Below are 15,611 nucleotides of genomic sequence, written 5' to 3'. Positions count from 1 at the left end.
CACAATCAGCAGTCAGTCTGTCCGACAATACTCTTTTATTCCGTCTATCCTGCAATGCTCTCTTGTCCGATCTGTTTAACAACAGGTTTTCTTCTGTCGCGTACATCCATACTTATACACAGTATAAAGCATATAAATCCCGATATCGTGATAATAATTCCCGGTATAAACAAAGGATATACAAAGGAAATCTCTGTGTGCTTCTCATGCACAACAAGAAGATTCATCTGCTCGGAAATCTCCTGATCAGATGTAAATATATCCTGTGCCGCAATCGACGTATTGACGCCTGTTTCCTGATCAAAATCCGCATCAACATCGATCGATAGTCCATCTTCTGTGTATGATATCGTGATCGGTACAAGTTCTCTGTCCGGAAGCTGTTCATTTGATATCCCGAGCACATCATTTAAGATATCGGTCAGTGCCGCATCCTTCCTATTAACAGCTTCATACATCAGATTCAGTCCGAGGAAATATACATTTGGCAGATCATCTTTCATACCTAAAAACGTCAGCTTCTGTTCACCCATCTGAAACGTTCCGATATCGATATCGGTTCCGGTTATATAAGCTGTACTAAAATCCCTGTCTTTCTCCGCAAAGTCATCACTTCGGATCTCGCTGTTCTGATAAGAAAGGACCGGATATCGTTCATCAAAATGGATCTGCTGTGCAAATACTCCGAGAAACATTTCCTGCTTATTGCTCTTATTAGCCGGAACATGAGTACTGTCGATCACAACTCTGGTACCTGCTGCCGCCACGTCCGTAAGTATCGCTTCTGCCTTACTCTGATTCCTATATTCAAATCCGGTTAAGAACAAAGTATCATACCTGCTCAGTTCTTCCACTGAATAATCCTCGATCACATCCGAGCTTCCTGCCACAAAGGCCGGATAAAGCAGGGTCATTTCATTTGCATATTTTCCGATTGCAAGCCCATAGTATCCGGTGACCGTTCCAAAGTTCTCCGGTGTCTCCCGTTTATAAATATACGCTGTCGTCGTTTCCAGCACCATAGAATAACCGCTAGCTGCAGCATCCTGCTCAATATCAGAGATTGTAATGTCCTGTTTCTCAAGATCAATCTTCCGTATCAGAACCGTATCAGCTCCAAGCTCTACTGCCCGATCAAACAGAAAACGATAGTATTTTCGGTCAAGTGCTTCATTTAACAGAACAATATTATCTCCTGTCTCAGCACCCTGCCATGCCCAGCCATACGTGTACATCGTATGACTGCTGCCACTGATTCCATAGGATGGATAAGAACCGTAAGAGCTCTTATCAATGACAGCCGTCCGCTGGTCTGTCAGTTCCGCGAGCTGATGCATCTCCATTTTCGTTTCATCTGATGTAGCAACGCTGTAAAAATCCAGATTCATACATGATATGCTGTCTACACACAAAAGCGCAGCCAGAAGCACACAATATTTTTTCTTCAGACGAACCCATTCCAGACATGCACTGAAGAAAAAACCATAGGTCATCGGCGCAAACCGGGTCATCCAGAACAACTGGCTGAACGGAAGCTTTACCAATATCTTATATGCAGCAGGCGTTGTACAGGCAAGCATAACCAGTAAAAATACAAAACCGGCTTTCTTTCCGCCTGTTGCAAGCAGGATCCCGGCTATCGCGATCAGTACTGCTGCCAGTCCGAAATAAAAGCTGTCATTTCCTGCACTCAGACGTTTAAATGGATTTAATGAAGTCGCAAGGGGATAGATCAAGGTTGACATAACACTTCCATCTCCACTCTCCGACGTCACAAGCCCGCCTTTTAAAGAAGGAATCACCCATATACCCGCTGCCAGGATTCCACAGATCATATAGATAAGAGCAAATATTTTTCTTCTAGTATCCTTATTCCATATCTGATCGATCAGCAAATATAAAAATGCAGATACACCCATGATCGCAGTAACCATTAGATGCGTAAAACTCATCAATGTCATACAGACAAACAATCCGACAGCTGCACGATTGTTCTTTTTTCTTACATAGAGCCATAAGAACCAGATCACATATGGTACAAGCATCGTCGTCACCATCTGTGGCAGATTTCCCGCTGTAAAATAAATCCTGATATGCTCCGGCATAAAGAACCAGAGCAGTCCGAAGAAGGTTCCAATCACTCTGCGGTTCTCATGGATCCCCCAGAAAATCCACGGAAGTCCACCGACTACGAATATAACAAAGGCAAGCAGCCTGTAAGCCAGAAGAAGATCGCCCCCTGTAAGAAACATCAGTCCCGCCATAATATAATAAGAGAGCGGTCCCCAATATCTGAAAAGCTGGATTCCGTTATACCAGTATGGGGAGAACAACGGAAAGACGTTTCCTTTTTTCAGGCTCTCATACATTTCCTGCGACTTATAGAGATGTCCCCAGATATCACCACCGGACGGCTCATATCCTGACAGCACAAGATACAGTGCAAGCCCTGCACCTGCAAGTAACAGGATGCTTATACATATGCAGTTTTTCCGGATTCTCTTATGACTGTCTGTCATATCTCTTACTCTCCAATATGTTTTATCTCATCTAAAATCAGGTCTGTAAGCGTCTGCACCGTCTGATTCTGCTCCATCTCCTGCTCATCCAGCATACTGATCACATATGTTCTTCCCGGTGTCTCACTCATCTCGATCATCAGGAAAATCCATCCCATTGCATTTAATATCTCCTGCAATTTTTCTTTAAAATAAAGGCATACGTTTTCGATCGTTGGATTTAATATATCAAACGGCTTTATATCATTCAGATAATTATTCTGAAAAGGTTCCAGAAATTTCTCAACTGCCTTTTCAAGTACATGAAATGGTTCAAAGTTCTCCTTTCCCTTTACCACATGCAGAACGATCTCCCAGGTATGCGGATGTACTTCGCCTAATTTTCCACCGATATAGATAGCATGTCTGGCATCCATATAGAATTTGAATTTATACTGTTGATATCTCATTCCGCTACGCCTCCTCCTGCTTTCTGGTATAAGCATCGTACACATCCAACGGCTTTTTCACTCCAACATCAATTAAGTCATATCGTATCGAGCGATATGCATTCTCGGACTTTCTGATACAGTACCGGTAAATCTCATCCGCCCTGTCTTTTGCCTGCTGTTCATCCAGCCTGTAAATCAGAATAACAAAAAAGCCTTTCTTCACCTCACCCATGATCTCATTTTGATAAAGTCCGGAACGAATCTTTCTCATAAAATGAAAGATCTCCTGTCTGCTGTAATAACGATCCAGCATATCCAGATGAATAAACATATAATGGATCGGTTTTAACGCTTCATCATCCGATTTCTGAAGCAGAATACGAAGAAAATTATTATCATAGAATTCATGCGAACTGTTATATTGATTCTGCACATAGATATTCTTTGCTACCTCGTCATCTGAAGTCTTTTCAAACCCCATATTTCCGGCATTACTCGTCACCTTTTCAAGCTTCCTGTTACGTTTGTCCAGTTCTTTTTTCGTACCCTTCAGATTTTTCTCTGCCTTGTTCCATGATTCCAACAATGCAATCAATAGACCGAGCAGAACGACACTTACAAGTCCTGTTGCAATTACAATATAATATCCATGCTTTATTGTAGATGTCCGTTCCAGAATACTATCCATATCAGACACCACACTGATCGTACATTCTTCCTGTCCGACCGTCCATCTGACTGTATTCACTACAACATCCTGTTCTTGTATCATCTTCCAGAATTCTGTGATCTCTGAATATTTACCTAATGCATTCGTTGTATTCTCATTCTTGGCCCACAGCACTTCCGAACCTCTTGTATATACAAAGAACCGTTCTCCTGCGGAAACTGTCTTCTCTTGTAAAAAAGCAAGAACCTCTGTATCTTTTCCTGACTTCTGAACTGACTGAATGTTGTAGGCTAATAACTGTAGATAGTCCTCCTGATCATCCTCATATGCCTGTATCACTGCTTCCCGGTTCTGTAATAACTCATAACAGATACATCCCATAAATATCATAATAAACAGGATCACGGTTGCGGATATCGAAAAAATCCTATGATTCGGTGATGTATATAATTTTTTTATCCATGATTGTTTTTTCTCTTTATTCACTGGTATTTACCTCATCTCTGATCTTCTCCAGAACCCGGTGTGCTCCTGCAAAATCATGCATCACGACCTGTTTAAAGTCATTCCATTCTTCATGCAGGTCTCTTGTCCGCCATGTTCTTGTTTTTCTGGTTGAATTAATAATTCCTGCAAACCGGAACCAGAATACAATAAAATTAAACAGCGGAAGTAAAAAGATCAGATACCATTTCCTTGCATAATATTTTCTCAAATATGGAAAATCCTTTAAAAACAGAATAATACAGATATACAACAGGGAGTTGGCCATACTGTATAAAAAGAATAAGAATACGAGTGATGTCACAATAAGCTTCATCGGATAATTGATAAATGCCAGACAGATAATCGCAAAATACCAGATCATTCGAGGAAACGCAAACGTATGATCATACACAAGGATCCGCATGACGAAATCTTTAAAGAAACTCCTGCCAATGTTCATCTTGTCCTTTCGGAACATATGAAGCACTTCCAGTTCACCGCTCTGCCACCGCTGTCTTTGAACATATAGTTTATTTAAGCTCTCGATTGGATCTACAAAAAAGATCGCATTCGGACAAAGCGCCACACGCTTCTTCATCTGAAACCGTACCTGAAAAGTTACATGAGTATCCTCGCACAGGGTATCCGTATTATATAACTGCGTCTTCATGATCGCAGATTTACGGAACGCCGAAAAAGCACCCGACAGAGTAAAGATACTGTTCAGCTCCGACTGGAAATTACGGCCGGATAGAAATGCCTGACAATATTCTCCAAACTCCATCTTCTGCAGTAACCGTAAAGCGCACCGATTCGTCTGATCGATCAACTCCGGATTCGTCAGTACTGTTCCGGTCAGGCTGTGAACTTCCGGTTCATTCTCAAACATTGTAACAATATTTCTGATAGCATCCGGTTCTAACATTCCATCACTGTCAATATGGATAATATATTTACCCTGGCAGTTAAACAATGCCAGATTAAGGGCTTTGGATTTTCCCTGCTTCGAATTCATCCAATTGATCGAGAGATTCGGGAAATCCTTCTGACATTTGCTGTATATCTCAAAGCTGTTATCCTGACTCATATTATTGACAAGCAGAACAAATATCTTATCCTTCGGGTAATTCGATTGATAGATTGACTGCACACAGGCATACAGGGTTTCTGCCGAATTGTAGACCGGAACGATCAAAGATACCTCCGGATAATGAGATAACGGCTTATATTTCTTCTTCATGATCCTGCGTTTTAACAGGATGATAAAATTCCCGACCGTCGGAATCACTTCCATGATCAACGGAATGACGATCCATGCCACCCAGAAGATCACGGAAGACATAAGCATATTTTTAATTGCTGTCATAACGGAATGCACCTACCTTCTGTCTGACAATCTGTGGTTTCGTGAATACATAGAAATACAGGAATACTGTACATCCATAGAACAGGATTCTGGCAAATATCGTATGTGCAAAGAAATACATATCGATGCCCCATATATGAACTAGCAGGCAGATAAAGAAGATCCGAAGCACATTTGCAAGGAAGATCGCCATCACTCCGATCATACTTACAACCACTCTCTCATATTTGTCATAGACCGGGAAGAACCAGAGCAGCGCAAGAAACGCCAGCATCTCGATCACACCGGAACACTCAAAATCAATATATAAGGACAGACTGGTTCCGCCATTCTGGATAAACAGAATTCCCTGCTGAAAATAAGAATCATAGAGATGCGTCAGCCCACCGATCACACCGGCAACAGCAGAGACAGCCTTTTGAAGCGGAACTACGACATACGGTTCTATCAGTATCAGACTGAAAATAAACAATCCCACACTTCCGCAGATATAATACCAGAAATTCAATTTTGCCCGATATAATACTGTTAATATATAGATCCAACCAAGAAGACAGACAAATACCAGCCAGTTCATCTTCTACCTTTTACCCTTTCTTTTCTTTGCAACATAGCCTGCTGCCAGTAACAGAGCGATCAACACACCTACGACCGGTCCTGTAGAAGATCCGGCAATCGACACACCCTGACCTCCGATATTCGGATTCTGGATCGTGATAGTTCCCATCTCATCCGCAGGAATACCTGTTAATTCTGCCAGACGTTTCAGACTGAGCGAGAATTCCACCTCATCTCCCGGCGTATTATCCTTATGTTCTGCATCATACACTGTATATGCTACTTTACTGTCACATTCATTATTATTTCCATATCCGATAAAAGCTTTCAAGTTGGTATGGATTCCTTCTGATCTCGGAACCTGCGTACTCCAGTCGATATTTCCGTTCTTTTCCGGCTGGATCTGCATGGCAAATGTCTTGCCGTTGATCGTCAGATACCAGATCTGAAGCTGCATACCGGAGGTATATAATTCATTCATCTTAAAATGGCCATATAAAGTATCCCCGTCTAATGCAAGCTGACCATAATGATTACACTGTTTGTTATTACTGGAATATGTAATCTCCGTCTTCGGTCTTCCTTCCCAATCATCATAATATCCATCGATCTGGATATTGCCGCCTACATGGATTCCGCCTGTTGTTTCTGTTGTTGCCTCGTCCGTCATTTCTCCGGTAGTGCTTGCATTATTGTTATCCTCCGATGTAGTCTCAGAAATTGTTGCACTGCTGTCTTCTGATTCCGTACCGGATATCTCTGTTGTATCATTTTTTTCAGTTTCAGTTGTATCTTCGGTCGTCAGAATTTCTTCCGTTGAGTCCTTCTCTGTAGCAGATGTAATTTCTTCCGTATTTTCTGTAGAAGCTTCTTCCGTAGTATTCTTTGTACCAATCGTAACTTCCGTGCTCTGCCCTTTATATGTTACCTTCAGCGTATCAAGATTAAAAGCCTCATAAGTATCAAGTGGGACCTGAATCTTCCATGTCATAAATTCATATCCGTAATATTGTTTTTTCCCGGTATTTGTAACTGTTCCGGAAGCCCCACTGATTTCCGAACTCCATGCATCCTTTACTGAAAATGAACTTCCGTCTCCATTATTTTCATTATTCAATATGATCGCATTCAATCGATCCAGTGACACTCCGTCTGCCGACAGGTCAAAGTGCTCATTCAGATATCCTGACCAGCTTCCATTATAACGGATACACAAATAATTATTATCCGTATATATATCCACTGTATTTCCATTATCCTCAAACGTTGCTGCCTGACTCCTCATTCCTGTCATTGGCATACAGGAAACAGCAATCAATAATACCACTATCCCTACAGTTATTAGTTTTTTACAGATTTTCTTATGTCTCATCATACATGCCTTCTTTCTGTCTGTTTTATGACATTCCACACAAAAAAGACCCATCTTATCCGAATGAGTCCCTATCTATTTTTTCTGGTCAGGCATCTGTTTCTTATAGAACAAGATTGCCTCCAGATTTTCTCTGCTCCGTTTCTCATTAACCGTCGGTAACAAAATGCGATCACACACCTGATACACCCCAAGCGGTGTATCCCCTATATCAAGCTGCATCAGCTCCGCATTCAATTCCGATAATTTTATCTTTAATTGTTCGTAAAAATAATCTCCGATTGCCTCTATACTTGCATTCCCTGCAAAACAGGGAAGTTCATTCAGATACATGCCCTCATATCTGCCGAGAAAAATCTCAATCATTCTGTCAAGCCGTTTAAAATCCATATCTCGGCCGGAATAATTACGAATATACAGTATCATCGTAAATGTATGACTGTGTGCCTGTTCTTTATTTCCATCAAAGCTATGACTGGCGTTAAAATGATACTGACACTTATAATAATCAATCACATTATCACCTCAATCTTCTAGCCGTTTGGGCATTATGCTACCTTTTCGACTGCCATTTTAGTATAGAAAACAAGCAAATTCAAGGAAGTACAACGTTTTTTCACATTTTGGAATAACGAATTTTTTCATCTGTTTCAGTCATTTTGCACAATTTACATGTAAAATCCATATTCTTATATTTCATCTATCAAAAATCTCTGATTATTTCTGAAAAGGTTCAACATTTTGCCTAAAACAAAGCCATTATACAAGAGGTTTTTATTCGATCATTCAAAATTCAAAAAAATCACATTTTTTCCTTGTCTAATCGGCACAATAATATTAAGATAGAGATAATTTGTAAATAAAATAAAAATGCAGGAGTTTATTATGAAGAAAGTTGTTAAATTTGGTGGAAGTTCCCTTGCAAGTGCAGAGCAGTTCAAGAAAGTCGGTAAAATCATCCATGCAGATGATAGCCGTGTATATGTTGTCCCTTCTGCTCCGGGAAAAAGATTTGATGGAGATACTAAGGTAACCGATATGTTACTTCATGCATATCAGACCGCCAGCGAAGGCAATGATGTTGACGAAGAATTAAAGGCGATCAAAGCAAGATACGATGAGATCATCACAGGTCTTGAGCTGAAGGATTTCAGTCTGGATGACGATTTTGCGGAGATCAAAAAGAACCTCGCCGAGAATCCTCAGAGCGATTATGCTGCATCCAGAGGTGAATACTTAAACGGTAAAGTCATGGCAGCTTACCTTGGTATTCCATTTATCGATTCGGCAGAAGTCATCTTCTTCAACGAAGAAGGAAATCTGAATGATTATAAGACATACAAGCGTCTGACCGAGCGTCTCGCTCAAAATGAACGCGCCGTTATCCCCGGCTTCTACGGAATGGGTAAAGATGGAAATGTTAAGACCTTCTCTCGTGGTGGTTCCGATGTAACAGGTTCTATCGTTGCAAGAGCCAGCCGCGCAGATGTATATGAGAACTGGACAGATGTATCCGGTTTCCTTGTAGCTGACCCAAGAATCGTTCCGGATCCAAAGCCGATAAAATATATCACATACCGCGAGCTTCGTGAGTTATCCTACATGGGTGCTTCCGTTCTCCACGAAGATGCAATCTTCCCTGTAAGAAGCTGTGGTATTCCTATCAATATCAAGAATACAAATGCACCGGAAGATGCAGGAACATGGATCGTTGAAAGTACCTGCCAGAAGCAGGATTATGTCGTAACCGGTATTGCCGGAAAGAAAGATTTCTGTACAATCTTCATTACAAAAGCAATGATGAATTCAGAGATCGGCTTCGGTCGTAAAGTTCTTCAGGCATTTGAGGAAAACAACATCTCCTTTGAGCATATGCCATCCGGTATTGATACTATGACCATCGTTGTTCATGCAGACGAATTCATCGATAAGGAACAGAGCGTTGTATCTGCTATCCATCGTCTGGCAGAACCGGATTCTGTTGAGATTGAATCCGGTCTTGCACTGATCGCAGTTGTAGGTCGTGGTATGAAGTCAGCCAGCGGTACAGCAGGCAAGCTTTTCACTGCTCTCGCAAACAAGGGCATCAATATCAAGATGATCGATCAGGGTTCTTCTGAGCTTAACATCATCATCGGTGTTGAAAACCGTGACTTCGAGACAGCCATCAAAGCAATCTACAGCACCTTTATTACAAAATAATATTTATATCGTGGGCAATTATCAGAGCACATTGTATAAATACAGACTTTAGCTTATTGTCCTCGCACAGGTAATACAAACGCCTGTCATTGGTTCTTATTCAATCCAATGACAGGCGTTTGTATTCATATTAAATATATTCCCACTTTACCAGACATCATTATAATTCTGATATGTAATTTTTTTAAACTTTCCTAATGATTTTACTTTTTTCTGATAAGCTTTTTTTGTTGTTCTCTTACCATTTACATAATACTCGTTTATTGTTTTATACGTTACCGGATCCATCCGTGTGCTATATTTCGCGACCTCTGTTCCACCCGATTTGGTCTTTTTAAAATATGTTTTTACATATAAACCCATATGTCCACCAAATTCATCTACAAATGCTTTATCAGACATTTTTGTTATACGTGTATATATACCATGTTGGTCACTCTTTGTACTTTTGCTTCTAAGCTTTCCTTTATAATAATATTTAAACTTTAAAGGTTTCCCATTTGTCTTATATGCTGCCCTCCACTGCCAGGAAGCTCCTGCTGCACTGTAAACCAAAAGTTCTTTTTTCCCATCATTATTAATATCCGCAAATGCTATCTCCGTATGTTCCTTTGTATCATTTACATACGAAGTCCACCAAGATGGCCAATTTGTCTTATAAAAATATTTATCCAAACACTTCTTGTATGTTGCCTTTTGCTTTTTAGTAAGCTTAGATGCTGCCTCGCTTCCACTACATGGCAGTATGAGTGCAACGATCAATAATGCACATAATAATATAATACTTCTTTTTCTTTTTTTCATTTGTAAATGTCTCCCTCCAAATACTTGATATATAAATAATAATATATATTATTTATAATTTCAACCAACTCATTTTCATTTAGCATTTACACAATAAAACATTTGCCCACGACTTCAATAACAGTTATAAAAATTTTATCTCTTACTGTACATCCGGCTGGCACATCTTGATCCGTTCTGCTGTATCCTTAGTAATCGCAAGGCATCGTCCGTGTACCCGGACGATCACATTTCCGAAAAATGATGATACCACCTGAACTTCGTCCCCTGTATCAAGCTGACAATCTCCAAATAATGCTTTATCTGCACAGTTCCATGCGATCGTTGAACAAAATCCATCCGCTGCATTTGATAATGACATCATAACAACCACCCTTTCTTCTAACAAATATGTGTCAATCATCTGCTAAAATATGCTCAGTATATCCCCGCTTATATAAATTATACTTCCGTACTCCCTGTGCAAGTCAATGCTAATTATTGTTCAACAATCTAATCTTTCTTATCAGAAACTAACTATCTGGTCAACCATGCTTTAGAAACCTTTTTGTTCACAAGTTCTCCTATTTATATTTTGTGTGAATAGTTCTCAAGTCGATGGAAAAAAACTTCAATTATCATGATACATCGCTATTCGCTTCATGGTATTTTCGTAATTCTCCATACTCATAATAACCATATTACCATATCCATTTTTTGTAACATAAATTGGTTCTTCAGACTTGTGACACATATCCGATATCTCTGCTGTATTCTTTAATTGGTATGATCTGTGGCATAATACCCACCTCCTGCTTTATAATGGTATTATTCCATAATTGTATTCTTTACAAAAGTAAATAACCGTAAAATAAACTAAATTCTCTCTTGTTCCTCCTTCTTCAAAAATCACCTTAAATTCAAATCGTTTTCTTTTCACATGACTTTTGACTCCTCCTTTGCTTAGTTTCCCTTATATACAATGAAAAGAGTCAGTTACTTTTACATAACTGACTCTCATAAAGGTTTATATTATTTAGTTGTTGACTTATTTATTTTTCTGTATTGCACCACAAGTAGTACACTCTGAATATAAGTACTCGTCCCATGCAGGTTTATCTGTTACTGTTTGATCTTCATAAACGGCGTCATGATGTACTGTTTTGGTTACTAGAACATCATCACCATAATATGAACTACCACCCTGACAAGATCTAGAATGTATGATAATATAATCATCAGATGAGGAGTAACCTGCTGCAGTATAATCCATACCACATCCTGCACAAAAAATATGACCTTCTGTAGTAGTTACCTTCTCATCCCAAGCATCCTTAATCTTAACACTCTCCTTATGAGTTACAGCATCATGATGCTTAGTAACATCTTTCCATGTATGTTTCGCACATTTTATTTTCACATTACATACATATGTTTTTCCATTTGTTCCCTGAACTTTTATCTTTACATTTCCAGACTTAACTGCTTTTACTGTAACAGCATTCTTGCCATTCTTTTTCACAGTTGCAATACTTTTATTTGTAGAAGAACATTTCTTTACATTTGTTCCATGCAATACCAGTTTATATGTTGAACCAGCTTTCACAGTCTTTTTCGTTGCAGATAAATATGGTTTCTTAACTGTTACTTTGCATTTATATTTTTTACCGGATACCTTTGCTGTGATAACTACTGTTCCGGCTTTCTTAGGTGTTACTTTTCCCTTTGCCGATACTATAGCAATCTTCTTATTGCTTGATTTCCATGTTACTTTCTTGGTTGTACCAGTGACTTTTAATGTCTTTGGAGTACCAACATACATAGTTGTCTTTGTCTTATTAATCTTTACCTTGCTCGCTGCCTGTACATTTACAGATGATAAGGATATCATCATAACAAGCACCATCATACATGCAAGTAACTGACACAACCCTTTTTTTCTTTTGTTCATTTGATTACCCTCCTAAGTAATAAATATCATTTTGTTATATTTTACGATAAAGAATTACACAAGTCAAACGTGTACGGTTAATGTTTGGTGACAATATTTTGTATACTTATGTTATTAGGAGATATAAGTATACGACATATTCCAGCGTGATTATTTACAGAATAACTTACCTGTGTAAACAACAGAATATCACAGTCAATAAATTAGCCACGCTTTCTGGTATTACCCAAAGCACATTGAATAATTTAATGCAGGGGAACACAAAAAATCCTAAATTAAAAACTCTGCACAAAATAGCTACAGGCTTTGGCATGACATTATCCCAGTTCTTAGATTTTCCTGAAATGAATGAAACAGTTTTTGAAGATGAATAAACCCACATATACCACCTCTGGTATATGTGGGTCATTTTTCAATCCCAGCAATTTTCCACTTGTTATATTATTCTAAATTATAAACCATACTTTTCTCTCGTTTCTTGGAGTGAAATTCTTGCATCCCCTACCTGACCATTTCTTATCTGCTGTTCCGAAATTTTTATATCATGATACATTGCCACTCGATTTAAGTTTTTTTCGTAACTCTCCATACTCTTTATAACCTTATCGCCATACTCATTTTTTGTAATACAAATTGGTTCTTTAGATTTGTTACACATATCAGATATCTCTGCTGTGTTTTTTAATTCTTTAATTGGTATAATCTGTGGCATAATACCCACCTCCTTTATAATGATATTATTATGCCATAATTACACTCTATGTAAAAGTAACTAACTGTAAAATGCATTCTCTTGTTATACACAACTTTAATATACATGTCTACACAAGTTTTACACAAGTTTACTCATGAAAAATGTTGATTAAAAGTGAAAATAGGTCGTTTAATCTAATTTATTTTATCTGATTTTAAACAAAGAAAAACGCTAGAACCGTTGATTTTACTAGCTCTAGCGTCATTAATTGTTAGCAGGGGATGAGAGAATCGAACTCCCACCAAAGGTTTTGGAGACCCCTATCATACCATTTGACCAATCCCCTATACTGCTTAAGTGTCCTAAATTGGGACACTTCACAGGTAGATGAAATATTTACTTTTCATGTACCTTCAGAATTTCATACAGAAAGTCTTACGACCTCATTCTCTCCAATCTCTTCCGCTTATCTTTCGAACCTCTCAGGATAAGTCTTCGACCTATTAGTATCTGTCAGCTGAATGCGTTACCGCACTTACACCTCAGACCTATCAACCTCGTAGTCTTCAAGGGGTCTTATTTCTTTAAAGAATGGGATATCTAATCTTGAGGGGGGCTTCACGCTTAGATGCCTTCAGCGTTTATCCCTGCCGGACTTGGCTACTCTGCCATGCTGTTGGTCAACAACAGATACACCAGCGGTCCGTCCATCCCGGTCCTCTCGTACTAAGGACAGCTCCTCTCAAATATCCTACGCCCACGCCGGATAGGGACCGAACTGTCTCACGACGTTCTGAACCCAGCTCGCGTACCGCTTTAATGGGCGAACAGCCCAACCCTTGGAACCTGCTACAGCTCCAGGATGCGATGAGCCGACATCGAGGTGCCAAACCACTCCGTCGATGTGAACTCTTGGGAGTGATAAGCCTGTTATCCCCAGGGTAGCTTTTATCCGTTGAGCGATGGCAATCCCACGTTATACCACCGGATCACTAAGTCCTACTTTCGTACCTGCTCCACCCGTCGGTGTCGCAGTCAAGCTCCCTTCTGCCTTTGCACTCTTCGAATGGTTTCCGACCATTCTGAGGGAACCTTTGAGCGCCTCCGATACCCTTTCGGAGGCGACCGCCCCAGTCAAACTCCCCGTCAGACATTGTCCCCCAGCCGGGTCACGGCTGCAGGTTAGAAACCCAGTACTGTAAGGGTGGTATCCCAAGGTCAGCTCCATGACAACTGGCGTCATCATTTCCTAGCTTCCCACCTATCCTGTACAGACAGTACCGAATCCCAGTATCAAACTGGAGTAAAGCTCCATGGGGTCTTTCCGTCCTGGCGCAGGTAACCAGCATCTTCACTGGTATTTCAATTTCACCGGGTGTGTTGTCGAGACAGTGCCCAAATCATTACGCCTTTCGTGCGGGTCGGAACTTACCCGACAAGGAATTTCGCTACCTTAGGACCGTTATAGTTACGGCCGCCGTTTACTGGGGGCTTAAATTCAAACCTTCGCTTGCGCTAAGCTCTCCTCTTAACCTTCCAGCACCGGGCAGGCGTCAGCCCATATACCTCACCTTTCGGTTTTGCATAGACCTGTGTTTTTGCTAAACAGTTGCTTGGGCCATTTCTCTGCGGCCATATCTCTATGGCACTCCTTCTCCCGAAGTTACGGAGTCATTTTGCCGAGTTCCTTAACAACACTTCTCCCGCCGGCCTTAGGATTCTCTCCTCATCCACCTGTGTCGGTTTACGGTACGGGCACATACAAAACAATAGCGGCTTTTCTTGGCAGCTAGCTCACCAGCTTCGTTACTTATAGTTCACTCCGCATTACGTCTTCTCCTTGCAAGGGGGTTTTGCCTCCCTTACGGATACCTCGCTTGCACCGGCTTTTCCATTTCCGGCTCTGGCTTTCTCTCTGCGTCCCCACAGTTCTGTTTGTATGTGGTACAGGAATTTCTACCTGTTATCCATCGACTACGACTTTCGTCCTCGCCTTAGGCCCCGACTTACCCAGGGAAGATCAGCTTTACCCTGGAAACCTTAGATATTCGGCCTTTAAGATTCTCACTTAAATCTCGCTACTCATTCCGGCATTCTCTCTTCTTAACACTCCACTGCTCCTTCCGGTACAGCTTCGTCACGTTAAGAATGCTCCTCTACCAATGTGTTCACATTCCATAGCTTCGGTGGTGTGTTTTAGCCCCGGACATTTTCGGCGCAGGACCTCTCGACTAGTGAGCTATTACGCACTCTTTGAATGTATGGCTGCTTCTGAGCCAACATCCTAGTTGTCTTCGAAATCCCACATCCTTTACCACTTAACACACACTTTGGGACCTTAGCTGATGGTCTGGGCTCTTTCCCTTTTGACTACCCAACTTATCTCGTGCAGTCTGACTCCCGTACATCATCTCTGCGGCATTCGGAGTTTGATAATCTTCGGTAAGCTTTGACGCCCCCTAGGATATTCAGTGCTCTACCTCCGCTAGACTAATACGAGGCTAGCCCTAAAGCTATTTCGAGGAGAACCAGCTATCTCCGGGTTCGATTGGAATTTCTCCCCTACCCACACCTCATCG

General features: G+C 40.5%; 15 protein-coding genes, 1 tRNA gene and 1 rRNA gene (1 of these 17 only partly in view). 2 read left to right on the top strand and 15 right to left on the bottom strand.

Features of this window, described 5'->3' with window-relative positions; all coding sequences use genetic code 11:
- Positions 1 to 44: 44 nt before the first annotated feature.
- From CLOL250_RS02990 to CLOL250_RS02960, 7 genes are all read right to left on the bottom strand, one after another.
- Positions 45 to 2,519, bottom strand: coding sequence for a 6-pyruvoyl-tetrahydropterin synthase-related protein (locus CLOL250_RS02990; protein WP_008400581.1), 2,475 nt, complete (start codon positions 2,517 to 2,519; stop codon positions 45 to 47).
- 5 nt (positions 2,520 to 2,524) lie between these two features.
- Positions 2,525 to 2,968 (bottom strand): 6-carboxytetrahydropterin synthase, encoded by a 444-nt coding sequence (locus tag CLOL250_RS02985; RefSeq protein ID WP_008400580.1) that lies wholly within the window; start codon positions 2,966 to 2,968, stop codon positions 2,525 to 2,527.
- Between the two features lie 4 nt (positions 2,969 to 2,972).
- Positions 2,973 to 4,106, bottom strand: coding sequence for a hypothetical protein (locus CLOL250_RS02980; RefSeq protein WP_008400579.1), 1,134 nt, complete (start codon positions 4,104 to 4,106; stop codon positions 2,973 to 2,975).
- Positions 4,099 to 5,472, bottom strand: coding sequence for a TIGR03111 family XrtG-associated glycosyltransferase (locus CLOL250_RS02975; RefSeq protein ID WP_008400578.1), 1,374 nt, complete (start codon positions 5,470 to 5,472; stop codon positions 4,099 to 4,101). The genes CLOL250_RS02980 and CLOL250_RS02975 overlap by 8 nt, the downstream gene beginning before the upstream one ends.
- Positions 5,459 to 6,049, bottom strand: coding sequence for an exosortase family protein XrtG (xrtG, locus tag CLOL250_RS02970; protein ID WP_008400576.1), 591 nt, complete (start codon positions 6,047 to 6,049; stop codon positions 5,459 to 5,461). The genes CLOL250_RS02975 and xrtG overlap by 14 nt, the downstream gene beginning before the upstream one ends.
- 3 nt (positions 6,050 to 6,052) lie before the next feature.
- Positions 6,053 to 7,405: a Firmicu-CTERM sorting domain-containing protein gene (locus CLOL250_RS02965; RefSeq protein ID WP_274922228.1), complete on the bottom strand. Its 1,353-nt coding sequence runs from the start codon at positions 7,403 to 7,405 to the stop codon at positions 6,053 to 6,055.
- A gap of 72 nt (positions 7,406 to 7,477) precedes the next feature.
- Positions 7,478 to 7,918: a 6-carboxytetrahydropterin synthase gene (locus tag CLOL250_RS02960; protein WP_008400573.1), complete on the bottom strand. Its 441-nt coding sequence runs from the start codon at positions 7,916 to 7,918 to the stop codon at positions 7,478 to 7,480.
- 369 nt (positions 7,919 to 8,287) lie between these two features.
- On the opposite strand from CLOL250_RS02960, the gene CLOL250_RS02955 reads away from it, so the two are divergent.
- Complete coding sequence (locus CLOL250_RS02955; RefSeq protein WP_044944857.1) at positions 8,288 to 9,604, top strand: aspartate kinase; 1,317 nt, start codon at positions 8,288 to 8,290, stop codon at positions 9,602 to 9,604.
- A gap of 147 nt (positions 9,605 to 9,751) precedes the next feature.
- Here CLOL250_RS02955 and CLOL250_RS02950 read toward each other — a convergent pair whose 3' ends face one another.
- The 5 genes from CLOL250_RS02950 to CLOL250_RS13230 all read right to left on the bottom strand — a co-directional run bounded on the left by CLOL250_RS02950 (position 9,752) and on the right by CLOL250_RS13230 (position 12,338).
- Positions 9,752 to 10,408 carry a hypothetical protein gene (locus CLOL250_RS02950; RefSeq protein WP_008400570.1) on the bottom strand — a complete coding sequence of 219 codons (657 nt, stop codon included), beginning with the start codon at positions 10,406 to 10,408 and terminating at the stop codon, positions 9,752 to 9,754.
- A gap of 142 nt (positions 10,409 to 10,550) precedes the next feature.
- Positions 10,551 to 10,772 carry a FeoA domain-containing protein gene (locus tag CLOL250_RS02945; RefSeq protein ID WP_147554314.1) on the bottom strand — a complete coding sequence of 74 codons (222 nt, stop codon included), beginning with the start codon at positions 10,770 to 10,772 and terminating at the stop codon, positions 10,551 to 10,553.
- Between the two features lie 246 nt (positions 10,773 to 11,018).
- Positions 11,019 to 11,141: a type II toxin-antitoxin system prevent-host-death family antitoxin gene (locus CLOL250_RS14370; protein WP_008400567.1), complete on the bottom strand. Its 123-nt coding sequence runs from the start codon at positions 11,139 to 11,141 to the stop codon at positions 11,019 to 11,021.
- 63 nt (positions 11,142 to 11,204) lie between these two features.
- The gene (locus CLOL250_RS14090) at positions 11,205 to 11,327 is read right to left on the bottom strand and encodes a hypothetical protein (protein ID WP_008400565.1); all 123 of its coding nucleotides are present in this window, start codon (positions 11,325 to 11,327) and stop codon (positions 11,205 to 11,207) included.
- A gap of 108 nt (positions 11,328 to 11,435) precedes the next feature.
- Positions 11,436 to 12,338 carry an Ig-like domain-containing protein gene (locus CLOL250_RS13230; protein WP_008400564.1) on the bottom strand — a complete coding sequence of 301 codons (903 nt, stop codon included), beginning with the start codon at positions 12,336 to 12,338 and terminating at the stop codon, positions 11,436 to 11,438.
- Positions 12,339 to 12,418: 80 nt separating this feature from the next.
- Here CLOL250_RS13230 and CLOL250_RS02930 point away from each other — a divergent pair, with 80 nt between their 5' ends.
- Positions 12,419 to 12,712, top strand: a complete 294-nt coding sequence (locus CLOL250_RS02930) for a helix-turn-helix domain-containing protein (RefSeq protein WP_008400562.1) — start codon at positions 12,419 to 12,421, stop codon at positions 12,710 to 12,712.
- Positions 12,713 to 12,789: 77 nt separating this feature from the next.
- Here the strand turns inward: CLOL250_RS02930 and CLOL250_RS02925 are convergent, their stop codons facing one another.
- The 3 genes from CLOL250_RS02925 to CLOL250_RS14085 all read right to left on the bottom strand — a co-directional run.
- Entirely contained in the window at positions 12,790 to 13,050 is a 261-nt protein-coding gene (locus CLOL250_RS02925; protein ID WP_008400561.1) for a type II toxin-antitoxin system Phd/YefM family antitoxin, read from the bottom strand.
- Between the two features lie 257 nt (positions 13,051 to 13,307).
- A tRNA-Trp gene (locus tag CLOL250_RS02920) sits at positions 13,308 to 13,378 on the bottom strand.
- Between the two features lie 137 nt (positions 13,379 to 13,515).
- Positions 13,516 to 15,611, bottom strand: a 23S ribosomal RNA gene (locus tag CLOL250_RS14085) (it continues 1,132 nt past the right edge of the window).

Origin of the sequence: Clostridium sp. L2-50 (assembly GCF_000154245.1) — a bacterium.
GTDB lineage: Bacteria > Bacillota > Clostridia > Lachnospirales > Lachnospiraceae > Coprococcus.
The sequence above is the reverse complement of the archived record's forward strand: the minus strand, read 5'-3'. Positions and strand labels throughout refer to the sequence as shown.